Here is a 23250-nt window from a genome sequence, read left to right on the forward strand (position 1 = left end):
ACCTCTCGGTCGGGGCGGTCGGAGGGCTCAACGCTGTACACCGTACGGAAATTCCCGCCGTCGTGCTGCCGGAGGGCCGCACGACGTACGCGTACCGCGCGGATCGGGGATGATCGGGGCATGAGATACGCAGAGCACGTGTCCGAGCTCGTCGGCGGTACCCCGCTCGTCCGGCTGTCCCGTGTCACCGAAGGCCTCAGCGCGACGATCCTCGCCAAGGTCGAGTACGTGAACCCCGGCGGCTCGGTGAAGGACCGCATCGCGCTGAAGATGGTCGAGGCCGCGGAGGCGTCGGGCGAGCTGGCCCCGGGCGGCACGATCGTCGAGCCCACGTCCGGCAACACGGGCGTCGGCCTCGCGCTCGTCGCGCAGCGCAAGGGGTACGACTGCGTGTTCGTGTGCCCCGACAAGGTGAGCCAGGACAAGCGCGACGTGCTGCGCGCGTACGGCGCGCGCGTCGTCGTGACGCCGACCGCCGTCGCGCCCGACCACCCGGACTCCTACTACTCGGTCTCCGACCGGCTGGTCCGCGAGATCCCGGGCGCGTGGAAGCCGAACCAGTACGCGAACCCGAACGGCCCGGCGTCGCACTACGAGTCCACCGGCCCCGAGGTCTGGGCGGACACCGACGGCCGCGTGACCCACTTCGTCGCGGGCGTCGGCACGGGCGGCACCATCACGGGCACCGGGCGCTACCTCAAGGACGTCTCGGCGGACCGCGCGGAGGCCGACGGCGGTCGCGTGCGCGTCGTGGGCGCCGACCCGGCGGGCTCGGTGTACTCCGGGGGCGACGGGCGGCCGTACCTCGTCGAGGGCGTGGGCGAGGACTTCTGGCCGGCCGCGTACGACCCGTCGGTCCCCGACGAGGTCATCGCCGTGTCGGACGCCGACTCGTTCGCGATGACGCGGCGCCTCGCGCGCGAGGAGGGCCTGCTCGTGGGCGGGTCGTGCGGCATGGCGGTCGAGGCGACGCTGCGGCTCGCGCGCCGGCTCGAGGAGGAGGACCCGGAGGCGGCGGCGCGGGCCGTGATCGTCGTCCTGCTGCCGGACAGCGGGCGCGGCTACCTCTCGAAGATCTTCAACGACGCGTGGATGCGGTCCTACGGGTTCCTGCCCGACGAGGAGGGTGTGACCGCGGGCGACGTGCTGCGCGCCAAGGACGGACGTCTGCCCGACCTCGTGCACACGCACCCGAGCGAGACGGTCCGCGACGCCATCGAGATCCTGCGCGAGTACGGCGTCTCCCAGATGCCCGTCGTGGGCGCCGAGCCGCCGGTGAAGAGCGGCGAGGTCGCGGGGTCGGTGAGCGAGCGGGAGCTGCTCGACGCCGTGTTCTCGGGCCGCGCCTCGCTCGCCGACCGCGTCGACCAGCACATGGAGCCCCGCTTCCCGCTCATCGGCGCGGGCGAGGGCGTCGAGGCGGTGCGCGCCGCGCTGCACGACGCCGACGCGCTCCTCGTGGTGGAGGACGGCGACCCGGTTGGCGTCCTCACCCGGCACGACCTCCTGGGCTTCGTCGCCGCCCGCTGACGCTCCCCGGCACTGGCCGAACACGACATGGGTGCCGTTATCCGTGGGATAACGACACCCATGTCGTGCTCGGCAGCGATCGGGGTCGTTCTCGGGAGCGGTCAGGGGCGTGGTTGGCGGAGCGCCACGACTGCGAGGAGCGCGCAACCGGCGCCGAGCAGGACGCCGTGCGCGACCCGCAGCCCCGGCCCGCCCCAGAACTGCGGCAGCAGCAGGACGAGGCCGAGGGCGAACGGCAGGGTGAGCCACCAGCGCGCGACGCGCCGGAGCGCGACGGCGGTCAGCGCGCCGCCCGCCGCCAGGAGGAGCAGCCCCGCACCGAAGAGCGTGACCGCGAGCGGTCCCGTGCGCAGGTCCGTCGCGACGGCGAGGAACCCGGACGCGGCGGGGTCGCTCGTGGCGGTCGCGGCGCGGGCGACCGCCTGGATGCCGAACATCTCCGCGCCGAAGAAGAGCGCGGCGAGGAATCCTCCCGCCCACGCCAGCCCGGTCGCGGACGCGAGCAGGGCGGTCGTGCGGCGCGGAGCGACCGGGGCGAGGGTCGAGCGCAGGCCCAGGAGAGCGGGCGCGAGCAGTCCGATCGCGAGGATGCCGCACAGGTGCGCGACGACCCAGCGGTCGGACGCGAACGCGGCCGCGAGCTCGGCGGTCGGACGCGCCTCGTCCGGCCACGGCCGCAGCACGGGGAACAGGACGAACCCGGCGCCCGCCGCGACGAGCGCGGCGGCGGTCAGGCGTCGGGTGCGGGTCGAGGCCGACGGCGTGGTCGTGCCGGGCGCGGTGGCGGTGGTCGAGCTCACGGGAGCCTCCGGGGTGGTTGCGCTGGACGGATGGGCGACTTCGCCGGGGCCGGTCTGCGGCGCGGGGCGTCAGGAGCCGCCGGAGAGCGACTCGAGGCCGGCGAGCACCGAGCGGACGTGGAGGTCGAAGCTGCGGTCGAGGTCGTCGGGCAGCCGGTAGCCGCCGCCGAGCTCGAGCGAGACGAACCCGTGCAGGCTCGCGCGCACGGACCGGATCGCGTCGATCGTGCGCTCCTCGGGGAGGTCGAACCCGCGCAGCACGGCGGCGACGACCTGGACGCTGCGGCCGGCCGCCGCGGAGAGCGTGGCGTCGGCGGGGTCGTCCGGGTCGGGCGCGACCTGGACCGCGGCGTACCGGCCCGGGTGGGCGCGCGCGTAGCGGCGGGTCGCGCGCGCGAGGGCCGCGACGGCGTCGGGCCCGGCGAGGCCGACGGTCGCGTCGGTGAGGGCGCGCGTGTAGTCCTCGACGGACACGACCGCGACCTCGCGCCGCAGGGCCGCGAGCGACCCGACGTGCTTGTAGAGGCTCGGCGTCGCGACGCCCGCCTGCGCGGCGACCTTCGCGAGCGTGAGGTCGGCGAACCCGGTCGGGCCGCCCGCGTCCACGAGGTCGACGGCGATCCGCACGACCGCCGCGTGCGAGAGCCCCGCCCTAGCCACGGGTGCCCTCCGACCCCTGCGACTCTCCGCGCCGCGCGCCCGGGCGCGCGGCGTCGTCCGGCAGGTCCGCGAGGAACGCGAGCGTCGCGGCCACGACCTCCTCGGGCGCCTGGAGCTGGGGGTAGTGGCCCACCTCGGGCAGCACGAGGGTCGTCGCGCCGAGCGACTCCTGAGCCCACGCGGCCTCGGCTGCCGGGTCGGCGTAGTCGGGGTCGAGCGCTCCGAAGATCGCGAGCGCGGGCGCCCGGACCTGCGCGACGCGGGGCTCGACGACGCGGTGGTCGAGCTGGAGGGTCAGGTCCCGGAAGGAGCGCAGGCGCCCCGGCTCGGCGAGGTTGGCGCGGATCGCGGCCTGGTGCGCCGCGAGGCGCGCGGGCGTGCGGCCCTTGTTCAGCGACCCGTAGAACGACGCCCAGAACGCGGCCCCCCACGGGCGGGCGAGCGCGAGGCGGTAGAGGACGCGCATCGCGCGGAGCTTCGCGGGCGACGACGGCTCGCGCAGGAACCCGTCGAGGAGGACGAGCCCGCGCACGAGGTCGGGGCGCTCGGCCGCGGCGACCACGGCGGCCGACGCCGCCATGGAGCTCCCCAGCAGGACGGCGGGGCCCGCGTCCAGGTGCTCGACGAGCGCGAGGTAGTCGGACGCCGTCGCCTCGTCGCCGTGGGTGGAGAACGTGGTGTCGCTGTCGCCGTGGCCGCGCAGGTCCACGAGGACCACGCGGTAGCCCGCGGCCACGAGGTGCGGGGCGACGTCGTCGTAGGTGGCGCGCAGGTCGCCCATGCCGGGCGACGCGACGACGAGGGGGCCGGTGCCCGCGTCGGTGTAGGCGAGACGCCCCTCGGCCCGGGCGAGGTGGTGCACGGCTGGTCGCTGGCTCGTGTTCATAGCCCTGAGGCTAATACCATTAGCCAGTGGCTGCAAGGGCTCGGGTCGTGGTCGTCCCCGTCGCGCCGGGGCGACCCCGCGTAGGGTGGGGAGACCCGCGTCCGCGCGGGCTTCCTGCACCCGACGAGAGGCACCCTCGTGACCGACCAGCCCACCCTTCCCACCGCCTCCGGATCGTTCGGCGACAAGCCGACGCTGACCTTCCCGGAGACGGACGCGCCCAGCGGTCTGCAGGTCGTCGTGCTCAGCGAGGGCGACGGCCCGGCCGTCACGTCGGGGCGCAACATCGTCGTGCACTACCTCGGCCAGACGTGGGGCGGGCACGTGTTCGACAACTCGTACGACCGCGGCGACACGATCGCCTTCCCGATCGGCGTCGGCGCCGTGATCGGCGGCTGGGACAAGGGCCTCGTCGGCCAGAACGTCGGCTCGCGCGTGCTGCTCTCGATCCCGCCGGAGCACGGGTACGGCCAGCGCGGTGTGCCGCAGGCCGGCATCGCGGGCACGGACACGCTCGTCTTCGTCGTGGACGTCGTCGACGTCCAGTGACACCTGCCCGCTGAGTGCGGGGTGTTCGTCGCCGCGGAGCCGTCCCGACGACGAACACCCAGTACTCAGGGGCGCGTGGAGCGGGTCACGGTGAAGCGCGGGCCGCGCGCGACCTGGGTGGTCGGCCCGACCGTGCGCTCCAGCGCCGGCCGGTAGCGCAGGTGCGAGTTCCACACGCACCACAGCTCGCCGCCCGGGCGCAGGACCCGCCCCGCCGTCGCGAACATGCGGTGCGCCGCGTCGGTGCGCAGGGCGGCGCCGTCGTGGAACGGCGGGTTGAGCAGCACGACGTCGGCGCTCGCCTCGGCGAGCGTCGCGCCGGCGTCGTCGCGCACCGTGCGCACGCGGTCGCCGACCCCGTTCGCGCGCGCCGTGAGCGCCGCCGACCGCACCGCCGCGTCGGAGCGGTCCGCCGCGACGACGTGCGCCCCCGGCCAGCGCCGTGCCGCCCACGTGGCGAGCACGCCCGTCCCGCAGCCGAGGTCGACGACGTCGCGCGGACCCGTCCCGCCGGGCGCCCGTCCGTCCGGGCCCGCGGCGTCGAGCTGCTCGAGCAGGAACCGCGTCCCGAGGTCGAGGCCGGCCCCCGCGAAGGCCGCCCCGAACGCGACGACCCGCAGCCCGAGGTCGGGCAGCTCGGCCGTCACGGGAGAGGTGAACCCGCCGCGCGCGGGGCGCGGGGACGACGCGACGAGCGCGCGCGACTTCCCGCGCGCGAGGCTCGCCCGCACATCGACGAACGACTCGGCGAGGACGTCGTTCATCGCGCGGGTCATGTGCTTGACGCGTCCGCCCGCCAGCAGCACCACGTCCGGGCGGGCCTCGCGCGCGACGTGCTCCGCGACGTCGCGGAGCGCCGCGAGGCTGCGAGGGAGGCGCAGCAGCACGACGCGCGCCCCGGACAGCAGGTCGGGGCCCAGGGCGCGGTGCACGACCGCCCCCTCCATGCCCACCGCGGTCGCGTTCGCGTCGAGGGCCGCCTCCGCGGTGCACGCGTCCTGGTGGACACGCACCCGCCCGCGGCCCGGCGTCGGTCCCGTGGCGGTCGACGGCGCGGCGAGCAGCGCGGCCCCCAGCGTGAGGGCCCCGTACCGGTCGTCGACGACCGCCACCGACTCCCGGCCGGCGCTCGCCAGCCACGGCGCGTCCTCGACCAGGAGGTCGAGCAGCAGGCGGTCCACGGGGTCGACGGCGACCGGCGCGTCCTCGCGGGCCGGGCCGGTGTCGTCGGTGCGCAGGCGCGCGAGCAGCGCGGCGAGGTCGGGCGGCGAGGTCGTCACCGGACCAGTCTCCCCGACGGTGCGAGCATCCCGCCCCGGCCCGCGCCGCCGCGCCGCCGCGGTCGCGCCGTCGCGCTGCGGCTCGGGGTCGTCGTCCTGTCGCCGTGCCGTGCGGCGCGCGCTACTGTGCGGTTCCCGGACAGCGAGGAGGCACCCGTGGACGTCCCGCGAACCCTGGCCGAGTCCCGCGCCGCGGGCCGCGCCCTGCGCGACCGGGTGCCGCGCCGCACGCAGGGGGCGCTCCTGCTCCCCGAGCGCGACCCGGTCGCCGTCATCGAGGAGCAGAACCGCGACCGGCTGCAGGACCTCGTCCCGCTCCGGATCGGGCGGATGCTGGAGTCGCCGTTCGCGTTCTACCGCGGCACGGCGGCCACGATGGCCCACGACCTGCGCGACGGCCCGCGTACCGGTGTGCACGTCGTGGCGTGCGGCGACGCGCACGTCTCCAACTTCGGCCTGTTCGCGTCGCCCGAGCGCCGGGTCCTGTTCGACCTCAACGACTTCGACGAGGCGTCGGACGCGCCGTGGGAGTGGGACGTCAAGCGGCTCGCCGCGAGCATGTACGTCGGCGGGCGCGACAAGGGGCTGTCCGAGGCGGACTGCGCCGACGCGGCGCGCAGCGCGGTGCGGGGCTACCGCGAGACGCTCGCCGAGGCGTTCGCGCGCAGCGCCCTCGACCGCTTCTCGTTCCAGATCGACACCGACCTCATCGAGCCGCTGCTGCTCAAGGAGGGGCGGCAGGAGCTGCAGCGCACCCTGAAGAAGGCGCGTCGACGCACGTCGGAGCAGGTGGTCCAGAAGATCACCGGGCAGACCGAGGACGGGCGGACGCGGATCGTCGACCAGCCGCCCGTCACCCAGCACGTCACGACGGCGACCCTCGACGAGCTGACCGCGCTGTTCGAGGCGTACCGCGAGCCGCTGCGCGCCGACGTCCGCCTGCTGCTGAGCCAGTTCACGGTCGTCGACTACGTGCTGCGGGTCGTCGGCGTGGGCAGCGTGGGGACCCGCTGCTACATCGTGCTGCTCGAGGGGCCGGCGGGCGAGCCGCTCGTCCTCCAGGTGAAGGAGGCGACGACCTCCGTCCTCGCGACCTACGGGGGGATGGTCGACGCGCTGCCGTCGGGCCTGGTGCCGGCCGGGAAGGTGCCCGCCCAGGGCCGCCGGGTCGTGGCCGCCCAGCGGATCCTCCAGGCGCAGTCGGACCCGTTCCTGGGCTGGATCACGGTCGAGGCGCCCGCGCGCACGGGCCGCCCGCGCGTCGACTTCTTCTGGCGGCAGTTCCGCGACATGAAGGGGTCGGTCGAGCTCGACCGGCTCTCTGCCAACCAGTTCGTGCGGTACGGCGAGCTGTGCGGGCGCGTGCTCGCCCGTGCGCACAGCCAGTCGCCCGGCACGCGGGTGGCCTCCGGGTACCTCGGCCGCTCCGACGCGTTCGACGACGCCATCGCGCGCTGGTCGCGCGCGTACGCGGACGTCGTCGAGAGCGACTACGCCGCGCTCGAGGCCGCCGTCGCGAGCGGCCGCCTGCCCGCCGAGCGGGACGCCTGAGGCGGGCCGCGCGACCGTAGGCTGGGCGCCATGACGGACGACGCCGGGCTCCCCGGACCCGAGGCTCCCACCGCCGACCCGCCGCGCGGGACCGCACGCGTCGCGGTGGAGTACTGCACGCAGTGCCGGTGGCTCCTGCGGGCCGCGTGGGTCGCTCAGGAGCTGCTGCAGACGTTCCGCACGCGGCTCGGCGAGGTCGCCCTGGTGCCGGGGACGGACGGCGTCTTCCGCGTCACGCTCGACGCCGGCGACGGACCCGTGCTCCTCTGGGACCGCAAGGCCGACGGCGGGTTCCCCGAGATCCCGGACCTCAAGCGGCGCGTGCGGGACGCCGTCGCGCCGGACCTCGCGCTCGGCCACACGGACCGGGCCGCCGCCCGGTCAGGGTCCGGCGAGGGCTGAGGGCTCAGCCCTTCTTGGCGCGGGCGGCGGCGAGCCGCTCCTCCTCGGCGCGGACCTTCTTCTGCACCTCGCGCTCGGTCGCGAGCCACGCCGGCGGGTCCTGGCGCAGGGCGTCGATCTCCTCCGTCGTCAGCGGCTCCGTGAGGCCGCCGCGCGTGAGGCCGGAGATGGAGACGCCCAGGCGACCCGCGACGACGGGGCGAGGGTGGGGGCCGTTGCGGCGCAGGTCGGCGAGCCACTCCGGCGGGTTCTTCTCGAGCTCCTCGAGCTGGGCCCGCGTGATCGTGCCCTCCTGGAACTCCGGCGGCGTGGCGGGCAGGTACACCCCGAGCTTCTTCGCCGCGGTGGCGGGCTTCATGGTCTGCGCGGACTGCTTGGGGGTCATGGGCTCCAGGGTAGTCGGCCGGTCGGGCATCGGCGGCGCGCCTAGGCTGGTCGGGTGGACGACGACGCGGGCACGGCCCCCGAGGTGACGAACGGCGCGACCCCCGGCGACGGCGGTGCGGTGCGGCGGTTCCGCCTCGCGTACGTGCCGGGCGCGACGCCGGCGAAGTGGGTGCGCACGTGGCGCGAGCGCCTCGCCGACGTGCCGCTCGACCTCGTCGCCGTCGAGGCGCGCGATGCCGAGCGCGCGCTACGCGACGACGAGGCGGACGCCGCGATCCTCCGTCTGCCGGTCGACCGCGACGTCCTCAGCGCGATCCGGCTCTACGACGAGGCGCCGGTCGTGCTCGTCTCGCGCGACCACCTGCTCGCCGCGCTCGAGCCCGACGAGCCCGTCGCCCTCGCCGACCTCGCCGACGACGTGCTGCTGCGACCGCTCGACGACGTCGTGCCGTGGGCGGGCGAGCCCGGCGCCGCGGACGACGCCCCGGAGCCCCCGGGCACGCCGGCCGTCGAGCGTCCGGCGACGACGGGCGACGCCGTCGTGCTCGTCGCGGCGAACGTGGGGGTGGCGGTCGTGCCGCAGTCGCTCGCGCGCCTGCACCACCGCAAGGACGTGACGTACCGGCGCCTCGACGACGCGCCGACCGCCCCGGTCGCGCTCGCGTGGGTCGCGGACCGGGACGACGAGCTGGTCGAGGAGATGGTCGGCATCGTGCGAGGCCGCACGGTCAACAGCTCGCGCGGCCGTCGTGCCGAGGCGGCCGCCGCGGAGCCGGAGGCTCCCCGTGGCGCGGGCCGCGGTGGAACCCGTGGACAGGTCGGTCGCGGGGGAGGGCGCGGCGCGTCGGCGCGCGGGCGTTCCGGCGGGGGGAAGCCGGGTCGCGGCGGCGGCCAGAAGGGGCGCGACGCCCGGTGGCGCGGCGGAAAGCACCGGTGAGGTCCGCACCGGGCTCGCCGGCCGGGCGCCGGGAGCGCGCTGACGTTCCTGGACGCTTAGATCGGCCTTGACTTATATAAGCACCAGGTGAAACATGGGTGTCATGGAAGCGTTCGACGTCCTCGGCGACCCGGTCCGGCGGCGGATCCTCGAGCACCTCGCCCGCGGCGAGCGACCGGCGGGGGAGCTCGCCGCGCTCGTGGGCGAGGAGTTCGGGATCAGCCAGCCCGCCGTGTCCCAGCACCTCAAGGTGCTGCGCACGAGCGGCTTCGCGACCGTGCGGCCCGAGGGGACCCGGCGCCTCTACGCGCTCGACCCCGCGGCGCTCGACGAGGTCGAGGACTGGGCCGCGGGCCTGCGCCGGTTCTGGGAGCAGCGGCTCGACGCGCTCGGCACCGAGCTCGCTCGCGGTGCCCGCGAGCGGCGCCGCGCCGCGGCCGCCGACGAGGACGCCGGACGCCCGACCGACACCACCAGGAGGACAGCATGAAGGACTTCACCGCCGAGCTCGAGGCCGCGCGGCGCTCCGTCGGGACGGGGACGCTCCCTGCGGGCGAGGCCCGCGTCCTCACGATCGAGCGGACCTACCCGGCCGACGTCGAGGACGTGTGGGACGCCGTCACCGACCCCGAGCGCATCCCGCGCTGGTTCCTGCCCGTCACGGGCGACTTCCGCGTCGGCGGCACGTACCAGGTCGAGGGCAACGCGGGCGGCGAGATCCGCGCGTGCGACGCGCCGACCCTCCTCCGGCTCACCTGGGTCATGGGCCCGCCGACGCCGGAGGACTCGTCGGTCGTCGAGCTCCGCCTCGCGCCCGCGCCCGACGGCGGCACGACCCTCACGCTCGAGCACACCGCCGTCGTGCCGCCGGAGATGTGGGACGTGTACGGGCCGGGGGCGGTCGGCGTCGGCTGGGACGGCGCGCTGCTGGGCCTGGCGCTGCACCTCGACGGCGCCGGGCCGCTCGACCCCGAGCAGGTCCTCGCGAGCCCCGAGCTGCGGGCGTTCAACGTCGCGAGCAGCGCGGCATGGGGCACGGCGCTCGCGGCCGCGGACGGGCTGGGCGCGGACGAGGTCGCGGCGCGCGTCGCCGCCACGACGGCCTTCTACGTCCCCGCCGACGACGCCCCCGAGCCGAGCTGAACCGGGTCGCACGCGCGCGGGGCCGGTCGTGAGCGTGCCTCACGCACGTGCGATCGTGTCTCGGAGTCGTCGCGCGAGTGTCCGGCCCTGGGGGGAGGGCCGATGGCGGACATCCCCCGTGGGGCGGATGTTCACCTGTCGTTCACCCGGCATACCCTCGTGCGATGACCCCGCCCGATTCGTCCCGTACCTCCACCCTGCTCGACCGCCCCGCCGCACCCCTCGGCACCACGTCCGGCACGGTGCCGGGAACGGCGTCGCGCCCGCTGCCGGAGCCGTCCGCGGACGCGTCGAACCGGGCCGCCGGTCAGGTCCTCGTCGCGGTGTCGTGGCTGGTCGGAGCAGCGCTCGTGGTGCTGGTCGCACGGCTCCTGCGCGGGCCGAGCGAGGCGCTCTACCTCGCGATCACGGCACGGACCGCCGATCTCCCGGGGTCCGAGCTCGTCGCGGAGGGCGGGGTCCTCGTCCTCCTCGGCCTGTGCGCGGTCGTCGCGTGGCGGTCGCGCCGTGCGGGGGCGTCCGCCGTCGGGACGACGCTCGTCGCCGGAGCGGGCGCCGTCGTCGCCTACGCCGCGAGCGAGGCCGTGAAGTCGCTCGTCCGCCAGCCGCGAGGGTGCTGGGAGCTCGTGGAGGTCGCGCACTGCCCGGCGGCGGGGGACTGGTCGTTCCCCAGCAACCACACCGCCATCGCGTTCGCCCTCGCGACGGCGGTCGTCCTCGCGGGTGCGCCCGCCGTGCGCGTCCCGGGGGCGGTGCCCGCCCGGCACGCCTACCGGTCGCCGCTGCGCCGCGTCGCGCTGTGGGTCGTGCTCCCCGTGGCGCTCGCCGTCGCCGTCGCGTCCGCGCGGGTCGCCCAGGGGGTGCACTTCCCGCACGACGTCGTCGCGGGCGCGGCCGTCGGGATCGCCGTCGTCGTCGCGACGGTGACGGTCCTCGCCGGCCCGGCGACGGTCGCGGTCACCGCGGCGTGCCGCGTGGACGGGGTCCGTCGGGTCCTGCTGGCGCGACCGTCCTGAACCGGCTCGGGCGGCACCGTCAGCGTGGCGCGGTGACGAACACGTCGAACAGCTCCGGGTGGTGGGCGTGCACGAGCACGGCGAACACCACGACGTCGAAGAGCAGGTGGACGGCCACCACGTAGGTGAGCGACTTGCTCCAGGAGAAGATCCAGCCCTGGACCAGGGCGAACGGGACGGTGAGGAGCGGACCCCACTCGCGGTACCCGAGCTCCCACAGGAACGACACGAAGACGGCCGCCTGGAGCAGGTTCGCCGTCCACAGGCCGAAGTGCTCGCGGTACAGCGCGAACACGACGCACACGAAGAACAGCTCGTCCCAGATCCCCACCGCGTTGACGCCGACGAACAGCCGGGCGATCTCCTGCCCGCCCGTGATCTCCGGCCAGTTGAGGTACGCGCCCGAGCCGATGAAGTAGAACGGCAGGATCAGGTAGCCCGCGACGACGACCACGACGAGGTAGACGATCTGCCCCCGGGTCCAGCGCCGCCCGGTGGCGACGGGGAACCGGACGACGTCCTCGCGGAACGCGAACCGCGAGAGCGCCCACGGGACGAGCACGGCGAGGGACAGCACGACGGCGAAGCGCACCATCCCCGCGTCCGACAGGTCGGCCTCGAGCGAGATCGTCGAGATGATCGCCATGCCGGTGCCGACCAGCGCGAGGTCGCGCCCGAGGCGGCGGTCCACGGCGAGCCCGAGCGCCACGCCGAGCACGAGCGGCACGTACCCGAGCGGGCGCACGTGCACCGCGAACAGCAGCACCGCGGAGCCGGAGACCAGCACCGCGGCGAGCAGCCGCAGCGGCGAGCCGACCGCCCAGGGCGGTCGGGCGGCGTCGGGCACCGGGGCGAGGGCGGGGGACGTCACCCGCACACGGTGCCACGACCGGCGGCGCGGGGCACGTGCCGCGCCGCGGGAGTCAGAGCTCCTCGTACACCGCCGGGTCCTGGTCGTTCGTGCGCCCGTCGGGCCGGGCGAGGCCCGTGAGGGCGTTCATCTCGTGGGTCGTGAGCTCGAACGAGAAGACGTCGAGGTTCTCGCGCTGGCGCTCGGGCGACGACGCCTTGGGCAGCGGCACGACGCCGAGCTGCACGTGCCAGCGCAGGATCGCCTGGACGGGCGAGACCCCGTGCGCGGCGGCCACCGCCGTGACGACGGGGTCGCGCAGGAGGTCGTTCGCACGACCGATCGGGCTCCACGCCTCGGTGACGACCCCGCGCTCGGCGTCGGCGGCCCGCTGCGCTGCCTGCGGGAAGTACGGGTGCAGCTCGACCTGGTTCACGAGCGGGGTCACGCCCGTCGCGGCGATCACCGCGTCGAGGTGCTCGGGCAGGAAGTTCGACACCCCCACGTGGCGGACCAGCCCGCGCTCGCGGCACTCGACCAGCGCCTCGTACGCCTCGACGTACCTCCCGACGCGCGGGTTCGGCCAGTGGATCAGGTACAGGTCGATCCGGTCGAGGCCGGTCCGGAACAGCGACTCCTCGACGGTGCGGACGGCGTCGTCGTGGGCCTGGTGGCGGCCGGGGAGCTTGGACGTGACGAGCACGTCGTCGCGCGGGACGTCCGCGCGTCGCACCGCGGCGCCGACCGCGCCCTCGTTCTCGTAGCTGAACGCCGAGTCGATCAGCCGGTAGCCCGCGTCGATCGCGCGGGCGATCGAGTCCGCACCCTCCTCGCCGCCCAGCCTGTAGGTGCCGAAGCCGATCGCGGGGATCGTCGTGCCGTCCGGGGCGCTGAGGGTGGGGATCGTCATGGGCCCATCCTGCGTCGGGCCGGGCGCGGCACGCACCCCGACGGGACCGGGCGCCGGGACCCTCGGGCGAGAAGCGAGAAGTGGCCCCGATCCACGGGGGATCAGGGGCCACGACTCACGTCTCGGCGGGCGCTACGCGGCGCTCGGGAACGGGACGCCCGTGGTCGCGTGGCAGCGGTAGCCGTTCGGGTTCTTGGCGGGGCTCAAGTACTGCTGGTGGTAGTCCTCGGCGTAGTAGAACGGGCCGGCCTCGGCCGCGGGGCGCATCTCGGTCGTCACCGGGTCGTAGCCCTTGGCCTCGAGCACCGCGGAGTAGCGCGCCGCGGTGTCGCGGACCGCCTGCTCCTGCTCCGGCGTCGTCCAGTACACGGCGGACCGGTACTGGGTGCCGACGTCGTTGCCCTGGCGGTAGCCCTGCGTCGGGTCGTGGCGCTCCCAGAAGATCTTGAGGAGCTCCTCCTCGGAGACCTTCGTCGGGTCGTACGCGACGAGCGCCGTCTCGGTGTGGCCCGTGCGCGCGGTGCACGCCTCCTCGTAGGTCGGGTTCGGCGTCGTGCCGCCCATGTAGCCGACGGCGGTGCTCACCACCCCCGGGACCTGCCAGAAGATCTCCTCGGCGCCCCAGAAGCAGCCCATCGCCAGGTAGAGCACGCGCGTGCCCTCCGGCCACGGGCCGGTGATCGAGGTGCCGAGCACGGTGTGGGGACGCGGTGCCTGCAGCACGGGCGACTGGCGCCCGGGCAGCGCGTCCTCGGGGGCGACCATCGTCGTCTTGCCGGACGAGCCGAAGATCGCGTCGAAGATCGAGTTCATCGCTTACCTCCTGAAGGACCCGGACGACCGGGGCGCTGGCCCACGACGCATCGTCCTGGCACGGGGTAGAACGCCGTGGGGGCGGCGGGTGTTCCGGGCCGACGCCGGCCCGTCGCGAGCCGGGCGGGCGCACCGCACGAGCCTCTCACGGGACGATCGAGTCGATGTAGCCGCCGTCGACGCGCACCGCCGCGCCGGTCGTCGCCGACGCCAGCGGCGACGCGAGGTAGGCGACCAGGTGCGCGATCTCCTCCGGCTCGATGAGGCGCTGGAGCAGCGACTGCGGGCGGTGCTCGCGCATGAACACGCGCTGCGCCTCGTCCCAGGGCAGGTCGTCACCGACGAGCTCGCGAGCGAACGCCTCGACCCCGCCCGTGTGCGTGGGGCCGGCGAGCACGCTGTTCACCGTGACGCCCGTGCCGGCCGCCGCCTTGGCGAACCCGCGCGAGACGCCGAGCAGCGCCGTCTTGCTCACGCCGTAGTGGATCATCTCGGCCGGGATCACGACCGCCGAGTCGCTGCCCACGAACTGCACGCGGCCCCACCCGCGCTCGATCATCCCGGGCAGGTAGGTGCGCGTGAGCCGCACGCCCGCGAGGACGTTCACCTCGAAGTAGCGGCGCCACGTCGCGTCGTCGATCGCGAGCGGGTCTTCGCTCGAGAAGATCCCGAGGTTGTTCACCAGGACGTCGACGTGCGGCACGGCGTCGAGCACCGCGGCCGTGCCCTCGTCGGTCGCGAGGTCGGCCGCGACGCCGAGCACGTCCGCGCCCGGGACGTGCGCGCGCACGTCGTCGGCCGCGCGGGACGAGGTCTCCTCCGAGCGTCCGTTGACGACGACGGCCGCCCCGCACTCCGCGAGGGCGCGCGCGATCGCGAGGCCGATGCCCTGCGCCGAGCCGGTGACGAGCGCCCTGCGCCCGCCGAGGTCGATCTCCATGCGTGCTCCCTCCGCGCCCGGGCGACGCGCGCCGCCCCACCCACCGTCCCGCGCGACGACGCCGGTCGCCACCGCGGCGCTCCCGGCGGGCCGAGCAGGCGCTCTCGGCAGGCCGAGCAGGCGGTCCCGGTTCGTCCGGGCAGCGGGACGGACCACGACCACCTGCTCGGCGCAGGGCGGCGCCGTAGGGTGGGTCCGTGAGCACCTCGAGCGAGCACCCCGACTGGACCACCACCGGCTTCTCCACGCGGGCGATCCACGCGGGGCAGGACCCGGACGCGACCACCGGCGCCGTCGTGCCGCCGATCCACCAGGTCTCGACGTACAAGCAGGACGGCGTCGGCGGGCTGCGCGGCGGCTACGAGTACTCGCGCTCCGCGAACCCCACGCGCACCGCCCTGGAGGAGGCGCTCGCGGCCGCGGAGTCCGGCGGCCTCGGCCCGACGGCGGACGGGTCGCCCGCCGCGCGCGGGTTCGCGTTCGCGTCCGGCCTGGCCGCGGAGGACACGCTGCTGCGCGCCGTCGTGCGCCCCGGGGACCACGTGATCGTGCCCGACGACGCGTACGGCGGCACGTACCGGCTCATCGCCCGGGTGTTCGGGCCGTGGGGCGTGGAGCACACGCCCGTCGACCTCACGGACGTCGAGGCGGTCCGGGCCGCCGTGCGCCCCGAGACGCGCGTCGTGTGGGTCGAGACCCCGACGAACCCGCTGCTCGGCGTGTCCGACATCGCGGCGCTCGCGGGCGTCGCGCACGACGCCGGGGCGCTGCTCGTCGTCGACAACACCTTCGCGACCCCCTACCTGCAGCAGCCGCTCGCGCTGGGCGCGGACGTCGTCGTGCACTCGACGACCAAGTACGTCGGGGGCCACAGCGACGTCGTCGGGGGAGCGCTCGTCGTCGCGACGGGTGCCCGGCTCCCCGGCGGGCTCGCGTCGCCCGCGGGCGGGAGCGACGTCGCCGGGGCGGTCGGGTTCCACCAGAACGCGTCCGGCGCCGTCGCCGGGCCGTTCGACGCGTGGCTCACGCTGCGCGGCCTCAAGACCCTCGCGGTGCGCATGGACCGCCACCAGGCGAACGCCGCCGCCGTCGCCGACTTCCTCGCCGCCCACCCCGCGGTCACCGAGGTGATCTACCCCGGCCTCGCGTCGCACCCCGGGCACGAGCTCGCGGCGCGCCAGATGCGCGGGTTCGGCGGCATGGTGTCGTTCCGCCTCGGCAGCGAGGCGAAGGCGCTCGACGTGTGCGCGCGGACCCAGGTCTTCACGCTCGCGGAGTCGCTGGGCGGCGTCGAGTCGCTCATCGAGCACCCGGGCCGCATGACCCACGGCTCCGTCGCCGGGACGGCGCTCGAGGTCCCGGACGACCTCGTCCGCCTCTCCGTGGGCATCGAGGACGTCGAGGACCTCGTCGCGGACCTCACCCGGGCGCTCGGGTAGGCCGGGGCCGACCCGGCCGGGGGGATCCCGCGCGCACCGGGCGCGGTGGGGAGATCCTGCGCACACCGGGCGCGTCGTGGGTCTTCAGCGCCGCGAGCGGAGGGGCGCTCACCTAGGGTGGCGCTGTGAGCGCGCAGACGGACCAGCACAGGACCCCCGACCCGCTTCCCCCCGGGCGCCCCGGCGCGGCGGCGGTGCCCGACTCGGTGCGATCGGCCGCCGCCTGGTCGTGGCGGCTGCTGCTCATCGGCCTGACGATCGCGGCGGGCCTGTGGCTCGTCACGCAGCTCAAGGTGATCGTCGTCCCCATCGCGGTGGCGCTCCTGCTCACGGTGCTGCTCACGCCCGTCCAGCGGTTCTTCCGCCGTCACCTGCGCATGTCGCGCGGGCTCGCGTCCGGCGCGGCGCTCATCGCGCTCATCGTCGTCGTCGCGGGGCTCGTGGCCATCGCGGGGCAGCAGATCGTCAGCGGCTTCCAGGACCTGCGCGACCAGGCGGTCGAGGGGTTCGAGCAGTTCACCGAGTGGCTCGCGGACGGCCCGCTCGGCCTCGACTCGACGACGATCTCGCACTGGCTCGACCAGGCCGGGACCGCGGTCTCGGAGAACCAGGACTCGATCGTCTCCGGCGCGCTCGGCGCGGCCACGACGATCGGCCACGTGGTCGCCGGCGCCCTCATCGCGCTGTTCTGCACGTTCTTCTTCCTCCTCGACGGGCGCACGATCTGGTCGTGGGTCGTGGGGCTGCTGCCCCTGCGCGCGCGCGACGACGTCCACCAGGCGGGCCGCCGCGGCATCGTCACGCTCGCCGCGTACACGCGCACGCAGATCCTCGTCGCGGCGGTCGACGCGGTCGGCATCGGGATCGGTGCGGCGTTCTTCGTCCCGTCCCTCGCGCTGCCGCTGGGCATCCTCGTGTTCGTCGGGTCCTTCATCCCGATCGTCGGTGCGATCGTCACCGGGTCGATCGCGGTGCTCGTGGTGCTCGTCGCGCAGGGCTGGGTGCAGGCGCTCGTGATGCTCGGCATCGTGCTGCTCGTGCAGCAGATCGAGGGCCACATCCTCCAGCCGTTCCTCATGGGCCACGCCGTCTCGCTGCACCCGGTCGCCGTGCTGCTCGTCGTCGCGGCGGGCAGCTTCGCCGCGGGGATCGTGGGCGCGCTGTTCGCGGTCCCGATCGCGGCGGTCCTCAACACCGTGGTGCTCTACCTCCACGGGCACGACAAGTTCCCCGAGCTCGGCACGGACGACCGCGTCGTGGTGCGCGGGAGCCCGCAGCCGCCGGTCATCGCGCGCGCGGAGGCCGACCTCGAGGACGTGGCCGCGCGCCGTCGGACCCGCGAGGGCGCCGGCGAGGACTCCGCCGTCGTCGGGCCGCAGGACGCCGGACCCGTGGAGGACGCTCCCGGGGAGGTGCGGTGACCTCCGGGCCGGTCCCGGTCACGCTCGACGACGTCCGCGACGCGGCCCGCCTGCTCGACGGCGTCGCGTACCGCACCCCGGTCCAGACGACGCGCGCGATCAGCGAGGCCGCCGGCGTCCGCGTGCTGCTCAAGTGCGAGAACCTGCAGCGCGCCGGGTCGTTCAAGGTGCGCGGCGCGTACGTGCGCATGGCGCGCCTGAGCGCCGAGGAGAAGACCCGCGGCGTCGTCGCGGCGAGCGCGGGCAACCACGCGCAGGGCGTCGCGTTCGCCGCGGGCCTGCTCGGCATCCGGGCCGTCGTGTACATGCCGGTCGACGCCGCGCTGCCCAAGGTCGCGGCGACGCGCCAGTACGGCGCCGAGGTCCGGCTCGTCGGCGCGGACGTGGACGAGACGCTCGCCGCCGCGCGTGCCGAGGCCGACCGGACGGGCGCCGTGTTCATCCACCCGTTCGACCACCCCGACGTCGTGGCCGGCCAGGCGACGATCGCGCTGGAGATCCTCGAGCAGGTGCCCGACGTCCGGACCGTGATCGCGCCGCTCGGCGGCGGGGGGCTCGTCGCGGGCCTCGCCGCGGCGTTCGCGCAGACGGCGCCGCACGTGCGCGTGATCGGGGTGCAGGCGGAGCGCGCCGCCGCCTACCCGGGCTCGCTGGTCGCCGGGACGCCGACGACGGCACGGCTCGCCGCGACGATGGCCGACGGCATCGCGGTCGGGACGCCCGGGCACGTGCCGTTCGGGATCCTGGCCCAGCACGGCGTCGAGGTCCGCACGGTGACCGAGGAGGAGATCTCCCGGTCGCTGCTCATGGTCGCCGAGCGCGCGAAGCTGCTCGTCGAGCCCGCGGGCGCGACCGGCGTCGCGGCGCTCCTCTCGGGGACGGCCGCGGTCGACGCGGGCGCGGCGGACCCGGTCGAGGGCCCGGTCGTCGTCGTGCTGTCCGGGGGGAACATCGACCCGCTCGTGCTGCTGCGGGTCGTGCGGCACGGCCTCGCGGCGGCCGGCCGGTACATCCAGCTCCAGGTGCTGCTCGACGACCGCCCCGGCGCCCTCGCGCGCCTGCTCGAGGTCATCGCGACCACGCGCGGCAACATCATGCACATCGACCACGACCGCACCGACGTCGGCCTCGCGATCGGCGAGGCCTGGGTGCGCATGCAGGTCGAGACGAAGGGCCCGGAGCACTGCGACGAGCTCGTCGCGCACCTGCGCTCCGAGGGCTACCGCGTCGAGCGCAGCGACGGCGGCTCGCCCGGCCTCTGACGAGACGCGAGAAGTGGCCCCTCCGAGACGTTCGGAGGGGCCACTTCTCACGACTCGCCGGCGGCGTGGCCGCCGGTGGCGCGTCAGCCCTCGAAGGGCTTCGCGGCGACGATCTTCACGGCGATCTCGTTGCCGTTGGGCGCGGTGTAGCTCGTCTCGTCGCCGACGGTCTTGCCGTCGATCGCGGCACCGAGCGGCGACGTCGGCGAGTACACGTCGAGGTCGGTCGTGCCGGCGATCTCGCGCGAGCCGAGGAGGAACGTCATCTCGTCGCCCGCGACGACCGCGGTGACGACCATGCCGGCCTCGACCATGCCGTCGTCCGGCGGGGTCCCGACCTGCACGTTGCGCAGCTTCTCGGTGAGCTCGCGGATGCGGGCCTCGTTCTTGGCCTGCTCCTCACGCGCGGCGTGGTAGCCGCCGTTCTCCTTGAGGTCGCCCTCGTCGCGCGCGGCGGCGATGCGCTCCGCGATCTCGGTACGGCCCTCGCCGGACAGGTGGGCGAGCTCGGCCTGCAGCCTGTCGTACGCCTCCTGGGTCAGCCAGGTGACGGTGGTGTCGGTCACGGTTCGCTCCTTCCTTTCCATGGTCGACGGCCGGGTCGGTCGCACGGCCGTGCGGGTACGGGCAGCCGGGGCGCGTGCGTTCGCGGTGCGCCTGCCTGCCCGGGTCGGTGACGCTGGCCGGGTGGCAGCGCGTAGGACTGGTCCCCCGCCGGGAACCGGGGCGCCCGGCGGACGGCGTGCTTGTCACCGGCACGCAGTCTCGGGCTCCACACGGTCGGGTGCGGGAATCCCTCAGGATAGCAAAGCACCGGGCACCGACAGCGACGCCGCAGGTCAGCCGGCGCGCGGACCGGAGGGCCTCACGGCGCGACGCGGCACGACTGGACGATGCCCGTCGTGGCGAGCTCGGAGGTCGCGACGCTCACCGTGTACCGGGACTCGGCGACCTCGACCGGCCCAACCGTCACGTCGACGGTCCCGACCTGGGCGAAGCTCTCCGCGAGGGCGTCGAGCGTGCACGTCGCCGTCGTCCCCGGGTCCATGTAGACCTCGAACGTCACGTCGACGCGCTCCGGGCTCACGACCGTGTACCCGAAGTCCTTGAACCGCACCGGCTCGTTCGCGTACCGCAGCCCGATGACGAGCGTGATCGCGAGCCCGACGATCGCGACGAGGACGATGCCGACGACGGCCAGGCGCCGACGTCGCTCGGTCGGCTCGGGTCCGTAGCGGCCCGCCGGCGGTCGCAGGGGTGCGCCCGGGCTCGGCTGCGGGGCGGTGGTCTCGTTCGTCATGGTGCGGTCCCGTGGTCGGTGCCGCCGCGCCCGGTCGCGGGCCCGGCGTCGCGCCGGTGGTTCCCGGCGGTTCGTCAGGTGTGGGCGCGGTGGGGGATCATGTCCTCGACCCATCTTCGCAGAGCCCGGGCGCTCGTCGTGCACCCACGACAGGTCCGGGCGTGCGAGGAGACGTACGACGCACCCGGGAGGACCAGTGGCCGAACCCGCGGCCGGATCGACCACCCACCGCGAGCAGCCGGAGACGCTCCGTCTCCTGGCCGTGCACGCCCACCCCGACGACGAGTCGAGCAAGGGCGCCGCGACGGCCGCCCGCTACGCGGCCGAGGGCGTCGACGTGCTCGTCGCGACGTGCACGGGCGGTGAGCGCGGCGACATCCTCAACCCGAGCTTCGGCGAGGGGCCCGACGACATCGAGGGCATGCGCGCCCTGCGTCGCGTCGAGATGGCGTCCGCGGCGCGCGCGCTCGGCGTGCGCCAGCAGTGGCTCGGCTTCGTCGACTCGGGCCTCCCGGAGGGCGACCCCCTGCCCCCGCTGCCCGAGGGGTCGTTCGGCCTGGTGCCGCTCGAGGAGGCCGCCGCGCCGCTGGTCGAGCTCGTGCGCGAGTTCCGTCCGCACGTCGTCACGACGTACGACCCGTCGGGCGGCTACCCCCACCCCGACCACGTCATGTGCCACCGCGTCGCGTTCGAGGCGTTCCACGCCGCGGGCGACCCCGAGCGCTACCGGCGCGAGGGCGGGGCGGCGCCCTGGGCGCCGCTCAAGCTCTACTACAACCACGACTTCTCGATGAACCGCATCCGCACGCTGCACGAGGCGATGCAGGGCGCGGGCCTGGAGTCACCGTTCGGCGACTGGGTCGAGTCGCGGTCCGCGCGGGAGATCCCGGAGCGCGAGGTCACGACGCGCGTCCACGTCGCGCGCTACTACGCGCAGCGCGACGCGGCGCTCATCGCGCACGCGTCGCAGATCGACCCCGAGGGCTTCTTCTTCGCGATCCCGCGCGACCTCGAGGTCGACGTGTGGCCGTTCGAGGAGTTCGAGCTCGCCGAGTCGCGCGTCCCCACGCAGCTCCCCGAGGACGACCTGTTCGCGGGCGTCCGTGAGCTCGTCGCGAGCGAGGAGGCGGCCTCGTGACCACGACGACGTCCCTCGTGGACTCTCTCGCGCCGACCGTCGCGGGCGGTCCGGGCTGGGCGGCCGACGTCGTCGCCGAGACCGCGACGCCGAGCCCTTCCGACGACCCGCTGCGCAAGGACCTCGACCCGAACGACGTGTCGCCGGGCCTCGTCGGCTTCCTCGCGATCTTCGCGGTGGCGCTCGCGACCGTGGGCCTCTTCTTCGCCCTGTCCCGCCAGCTCCGGCGCATGCGGCACAACGCCGAGGTGCAGGGCATCGGCGCGGACGGTCCGCTGGAGACGGGCGCCGACGGCGCGGCTCCCGGAGCCGAGAGCCCGGACGGGACGACGTCCGACGGCGGCGCTCCCGACGGTGCGCCCGGCGGCGGTCCCGCCCGGCAGGGCTGACCGTGGCCGCCGGGGCGCGCGTCACGATCGGCCAGATCGAGGTCTCCGCCGACCATGCGGCGAACCTCGTGACGGTCGGTGCCGCGTTCCGGGAGGCGGGGCGCGTGCACGCGGACCTGCTCGTGCTGCCCGAGTACGCGGCGGGCTTCGACCCCCGGGGCACGGGCGTCGAGCACGCCGAGCCGCTCGACGGGCCGTTCGTGACCACCCTGCGCCGGCTCGCGCGCGAGCACGGGGTCGCCGCGATCGCGGGGACCCTCGTGCCGGGCGGCGCCGCGGGACGCGCGGTGAACGTCGTCGTCGCGGTGGACGCGTCGGGCGAGCTCGTGGGCACGTACCGCAAGGTGCACCTCTACGACGCGTTCGGGCACCGCGAGTCCGACCGGCTCGACGCCGGCGACCCGGCGGCGCCGCCGCTGGTCGTGCGCCTCGGTGACCTGACGTTCGGCGTCATGACGTGCTACGACCTGCGGTTCCCCGAGAGCGCGCGGCGGCTCGTCGACGCCGGCGCGGACGTGCTCGTCGTGCCCGCGGCGTGGGCGGCGGGCGACCTCAAGGCGGACCAGTGGCGCACCCTCGCGCGGGCGCGGGCGATCGAGAACACCGCCGTCGTGCTCGCGGTCGGGCAGGCGGGCAGGGGCGTGACCGGCCGCTCGCTCCTCGTCGGCCCGGACGGCCAGGTCGGCCTGGAGCTCGGGGAGCGCGCCGAGCTGCGCAGCGCCGACCTCGACCCCGCGGCCCTGGCGAGCGTGCGCGAGCGCAACCCGTCGCTCGCCAACCGCCGGTACGCCGTCGTCCCTCGGGACTGAGCTCGCGGCGCGCTCAGCGGGCCGCGACCGCCGCCAGCATGATCGCGATGTAGTGGCACGTGAAGCCGACGACGGTGAGCACGTGGAAGATCTCGTGGAAGCCGAACCAGCGGGGGCTGGGGTTCGGCTTCTTGATGCCGTAGACGACGGCGCCGAGCGTGTAGGCGAGGCCGCCCGCGGCGACGAGCCAGACGATCGCCGGCCCGTTCGTCGTGGTCCAGAACTGCGGCATGTAGCCGACGGCGACCCAGCCGAGGGCGACGTAGATCGGCACGTAGACCCAGCGCGGGGCGTCGAGCCACAGGATCCGGGCGAGGAGGCCGAGGACGGCGCCGCCCCAGACGATCGCGAGCAGGATCGTCGCGGTCCGCTGGGGGAGCAGGAGCACCGCGAGGGGTGTGTAGGTGCCCGCGATGATGAGGAAGATGTTCGAGTGGTCGGCGCGGCGGAGCACCCCGGCGACGCGTGGCGACCACGTACCGCGGTGGTAGACGGCGCTCGTGCCGAAGAGGAGGCACGCGCTGAGCCCGAAGATCGCGCACGACACCTTGCCCGCGACGGGCGGGGCGACGACGACGAGGACGATGCTCGCGACGAGCACGACGGGGAACGTCCCCGCGTGGATCCAGCCCCGCAGGCGCGGCTTGACCGCCTCGGCGACCTTCTCGACCGCGTCGCCCACGCTCTCGCGGACGTCCTTCACGGCGTCGGCGCCCGGCAGGCGCGCGCGTCCGGTGTCGGTGGCGGGCGCGCTCGGGGTGGGGTCGCTGTCGTGCGGTCGGTCCACGGCGTCTCCTCGGGGTCGGGCCGGGTCGGGCGGTGGTCTGCCGGTGGTCGG

26 protein-coding genes are annotated in these 23250 nt (G+C 75.3%); 14 read left to right on the forward strand and 12 right to left on the reverse strand.

Annotated elements, in window-relative coordinates; genetic code table 11:
- The first annotated feature begins 120 nt into the window (after window positions 1–120).
- Window positions 121–1530, forward strand: a complete 1410-nt coding sequence (locus tag ACTJIY_RS19245; protein WP_353708629.1) for a cystathionine beta-synthase — start codon at window positions 121–123, stop codon at window positions 1528–1530.
- A 101-nt stretch (window positions 1531–1631) separates the two neighbouring features.
- On the opposite strand, the gene ACTJIY_RS19250 is transcribed toward ACTJIY_RS19245, so the two are convergent.
- The 3 genes from ACTJIY_RS19250 to ACTJIY_RS19260 all read right to left on the reverse strand — a co-directional run bounded on the left by ACTJIY_RS19250 (window position 1632) and on the right by ACTJIY_RS19260 (window position 3876).
- Window positions 1632–2330 carry a hypothetical protein gene (locus tag ACTJIY_RS19250; protein WP_439159165.1) on the reverse strand — a complete coding sequence of 233 codons (699 nt, stop codon included), beginning with the start codon at window positions 2328–2330 and terminating at the stop codon, window positions 1632–1634.
- Between the two features lie 69 nt (window positions 2331–2399).
- Window positions 2400–2990: a TetR/AcrR family transcriptional regulator gene (locus ACTJIY_RS19255; protein WP_440675182.1), complete on the reverse strand. Its 591-nt coding sequence runs from the start codon at window positions 2988–2990 to the stop codon at window positions 2400–2402.
- Window positions 2983–3876, reverse strand: coding sequence for an alpha/beta fold hydrolase (locus ACTJIY_RS19260; protein WP_440675183.1), 894 nt, complete (start codon window positions 3874–3876; stop codon window positions 2983–2985). The genes ACTJIY_RS19255 and ACTJIY_RS19260 overlap by 8 nt, the downstream gene beginning before the upstream one ends.
- A gap of 138 nt (window positions 3877–4014) precedes the next feature.
- On the opposite strand from ACTJIY_RS19260, the gene ACTJIY_RS19265 reads away from it, so the two are divergent.
- Window positions 4015–4425: an FKBP-type peptidyl-prolyl cis-trans isomerase gene (locus ACTJIY_RS19265; protein ID WP_047232052.1), complete on the forward strand. Its 411-nt coding sequence runs from the start codon at window positions 4015–4017 to the stop codon at window positions 4423–4425.
- Between the two features lie 65 nt (window positions 4426–4490).
- On the opposite strand, the gene ACTJIY_RS19270 is transcribed toward ACTJIY_RS19265, so the two are convergent.
- Window positions 4491–5705 carry a class I SAM-dependent methyltransferase gene (locus ACTJIY_RS19270; RefSeq protein ID WP_440675184.1) on the reverse strand — a complete coding sequence of 405 codons (1215 nt, stop codon included), beginning with the start codon at window positions 5703–5705 and terminating at the stop codon, window positions 4491–4493.
- A 156-nt stretch (window positions 5706–5861) separates the two neighbouring features.
- On the opposite strand from ACTJIY_RS19270, the gene ACTJIY_RS19275 reads away from it, so the two are divergent.
- Together ACTJIY_RS19275 and ACTJIY_RS19280 are read left to right on the forward strand one after the other, a co-directional pair.
- Entirely contained in the window at window positions 5862–7256 is a 1395-nt protein-coding gene (locus ACTJIY_RS19275) for a DUF2252 domain-containing protein (RefSeq protein ID WP_253053023.1), read from the forward strand.
- A 30-nt stretch (window positions 7257–7286) separates the two neighbouring features.
- On the forward strand, window positions 7287–7658 hold the full coding sequence (locus ACTJIY_RS19280; protein ID WP_253053025.1) for a SelT/SelW/SelH family protein: 372 nt from the start codon (window positions 7287–7289) through the stop codon (window positions 7656–7658).
- Window positions 7659–7662: 4 nt separating this feature from the next.
- On the opposite strand, the gene ACTJIY_RS19285 is transcribed toward ACTJIY_RS19280, so the two are convergent.
- Window positions 7663–8043 (reverse strand): DUF5997 family protein, encoded by a 381-nt coding sequence (locus tag ACTJIY_RS19285; protein ID WP_047232055.1) that lies wholly within the window; start codon window positions 8041–8043, stop codon window positions 7663–7665.
- A gap of 54 nt (window positions 8044–8097) precedes the next feature.
- Here ACTJIY_RS19285 and ACTJIY_RS19290 point away from each other — a divergent pair, with 54 nt between their 5' ends.
- The 4 genes from ACTJIY_RS19290 (at window position 8098) to ACTJIY_RS19305 (ending at window position 11141) form a co-directional block, all read left to right on the forward strand.
- Complete coding sequence (locus tag ACTJIY_RS19290; protein ID WP_440675185.1) at window positions 8098–8982, forward strand: LysR substrate-binding domain-containing protein; 885 nt, start codon at window positions 8098–8100, stop codon at window positions 8980–8982.
- A gap of 103 nt (window positions 8983–9085) precedes the next feature.
- Window positions 9086–9472 (forward strand): ArsR/SmtB family transcription factor, encoded by a 387-nt coding sequence (locus ACTJIY_RS19295; RefSeq protein WP_253053027.1) that lies wholly within the window; start codon window positions 9086–9088, stop codon window positions 9470–9472.
- The gene (locus tag ACTJIY_RS19300; protein WP_440675186.1) at window positions 9469–10125 is read left to right on the forward strand and encodes an SRPBCC family protein; all 657 of its coding nucleotides are present in this window, start codon (window positions 9469–9471) and stop codon (window positions 10123–10125) included. Before ACTJIY_RS19295 ends, ACTJIY_RS19300 begins: the two co-directional genes overlap by 4 nt.
- A gap of 164 nt (window positions 10126–10289) precedes the next feature.
- Window positions 10290–11141: a phosphatase PAP2 family protein gene (locus ACTJIY_RS19305; protein WP_440675187.1), complete on the forward strand. Its 852-nt coding sequence runs from the start codon at window positions 10290–10292 to the stop codon at window positions 11139–11141.
- Between the two features lie 19 nt (window positions 11142–11160).
- Here the strand turns inward: ACTJIY_RS19305 and ACTJIY_RS19310 are convergent, their stop codons facing one another.
- From ACTJIY_RS19310 to ACTJIY_RS19325, 4 genes are all read right to left on the reverse strand, one after another.
- Window positions 11161–12012: a CPBP family glutamic-type intramembrane protease gene (locus ACTJIY_RS19310; RefSeq protein ID WP_439159171.1), complete on the reverse strand. Its 852-nt coding sequence runs from the start codon at window positions 12010–12012 to the stop codon at window positions 11161–11163.
- Between the two features lie 52 nt (window positions 12013–12064).
- Window positions 12065–12901: an aldo/keto reductase gene (locus ACTJIY_RS19315; RefSeq protein ID WP_253053035.1), complete on the reverse strand. Its 837-nt coding sequence runs from the start codon at window positions 12899–12901 to the stop codon at window positions 12065–12067.
- 132 nt (window positions 12902–13033) lie between these two features.
- Window positions 13034–13714 carry a peptide-methionine (S)-S-oxide reductase MsrA gene (msrA, locus tag ACTJIY_RS19320; RefSeq protein ID WP_253053037.1) on the reverse strand — a complete coding sequence of 227 codons (681 nt, stop codon included), beginning with the start codon at window positions 13712–13714 and terminating at the stop codon, window positions 13034–13036.
- 145 nt (window positions 13715–13859) lie between these two features.
- Window positions 13860–14654, reverse strand: a complete 795-nt coding sequence (locus ACTJIY_RS19325; protein ID WP_440675188.1) for an SDR family NAD(P)-dependent oxidoreductase — start codon at window positions 14652–14654, stop codon at window positions 13860–13862.
- Window positions 14655–14851: 197 nt separating this feature from the next.
- Between ACTJIY_RS19325 and ACTJIY_RS19330 the strand changes: the two genes are divergently transcribed.
- The 3 genes from ACTJIY_RS19330 (at window position 14852) to ilvA (ending at window position 18776) form a co-directional block, all read left to right on the forward strand.
- Window positions 14852–16093, forward strand: a complete 1242-nt coding sequence (locus tag ACTJIY_RS19330) for a cystathionine gamma-synthase (protein WP_440675189.1) — start codon at window positions 14852–14854, stop codon at window positions 16091–16093.
- Window positions 16094–16218: 125 nt separating this feature from the next.
- The gene (locus tag ACTJIY_RS19335; RefSeq protein ID WP_253053043.1) at window positions 16219–17514 is read left to right on the forward strand and encodes an AI-2E family transporter; all 1296 of its coding nucleotides are present in this window, start codon (window positions 16219–16221) and stop codon (window positions 17512–17514) included.
- The gene (gene ilvA / locus ACTJIY_RS19340) at window positions 17511–18776 is read left to right on the forward strand and encodes a threonine ammonia-lyase (protein WP_353708640.1); all 1266 of its coding nucleotides are present in this window, start codon (window positions 17511–17513) and stop codon (window positions 18774–18776) included. Before ACTJIY_RS19335 ends, ilvA begins: the two co-directional genes overlap by 4 nt.
- An 83-nt stretch (window positions 18777–18859) precedes the next feature.
- Here ilvA and greA read toward each other — a convergent pair whose 3' ends face one another.
- Window positions 18860–19342: a transcription elongation factor GreA gene (greA, locus tag ACTJIY_RS19345; protein ID WP_047232065.1), complete on the reverse strand. Its 483-nt coding sequence runs from the start codon at window positions 19340–19342 to the stop codon at window positions 18860–18862.
- Between the two features lie 299 nt (window positions 19343–19641).
- The gene (locus tag ACTJIY_RS19350) at window positions 19642–20076 is read right to left on the reverse strand and encodes a DUF4307 domain-containing protein (RefSeq protein WP_253053047.1); all 435 of its coding nucleotides are present in this window, start codon (window positions 20074–20076) and stop codon (window positions 19642–19644) included.
- Between the two features lie 196 nt (window positions 20077–20272).
- Here ACTJIY_RS19350 and mca point away from each other — a divergent pair, with 196 nt between their 5' ends.
- Genes mca through ACTJIY_RS19365 form a run of 3 tightly spaced genes read left to right on the forward strand, consistent with a single transcriptional unit; the run spans window position 20273 to window position 22412 of the window.
- Window positions 20273–21214 (forward strand): mycothiol conjugate amidase Mca, encoded by a 942-nt coding sequence (gene mca / locus ACTJIY_RS19355; protein ID WP_253053049.1) that lies wholly within the window; start codon window positions 20273–20275, stop codon window positions 21212–21214.
- Entirely contained in the window at window positions 21211–21603 is a 393-nt protein-coding gene (locus ACTJIY_RS19360; RefSeq protein ID WP_353708642.1) for a hypothetical protein, read from the forward strand. Before mca ends, ACTJIY_RS19360 begins: the two co-directional genes overlap by 4 nt.
- A 2-nt stretch (window positions 21604–21605) precedes the next feature.
- Window positions 21606–22412 (forward strand): carbon-nitrogen hydrolase family protein, encoded by an 807-nt coding sequence (locus tag ACTJIY_RS19365; protein ID WP_253053053.1) that lies wholly within the window; start codon window positions 21606–21608, stop codon window positions 22410–22412.
- 13 nt (window positions 22413–22425) lie between these two features.
- On the opposite strand, the gene trhA is transcribed toward ACTJIY_RS19365, so the two are convergent.
- Window positions 22426–23133 (reverse strand): PAQR family membrane homeostasis protein TrhA, encoded by a 708-nt coding sequence (trhA, locus tag ACTJIY_RS19370; protein ID WP_439158856.1) that lies wholly within the window; start codon window positions 23131–23133, stop codon window positions 22426–22428.
- Window positions 23134–23250 lie beyond the last annotated feature (117 nt).

Origin of the sequence: Cellulosimicrobium sp. 22598, from assembly GCF_052044445.1 — a bacterium.
Classification (GTDB): Bacteria; Actinomycetota; Actinomycetes; order Actinomycetales; family Cellulomonadaceae; genus Cellulosimicrobium; species Cellulosimicrobium cellulans_G.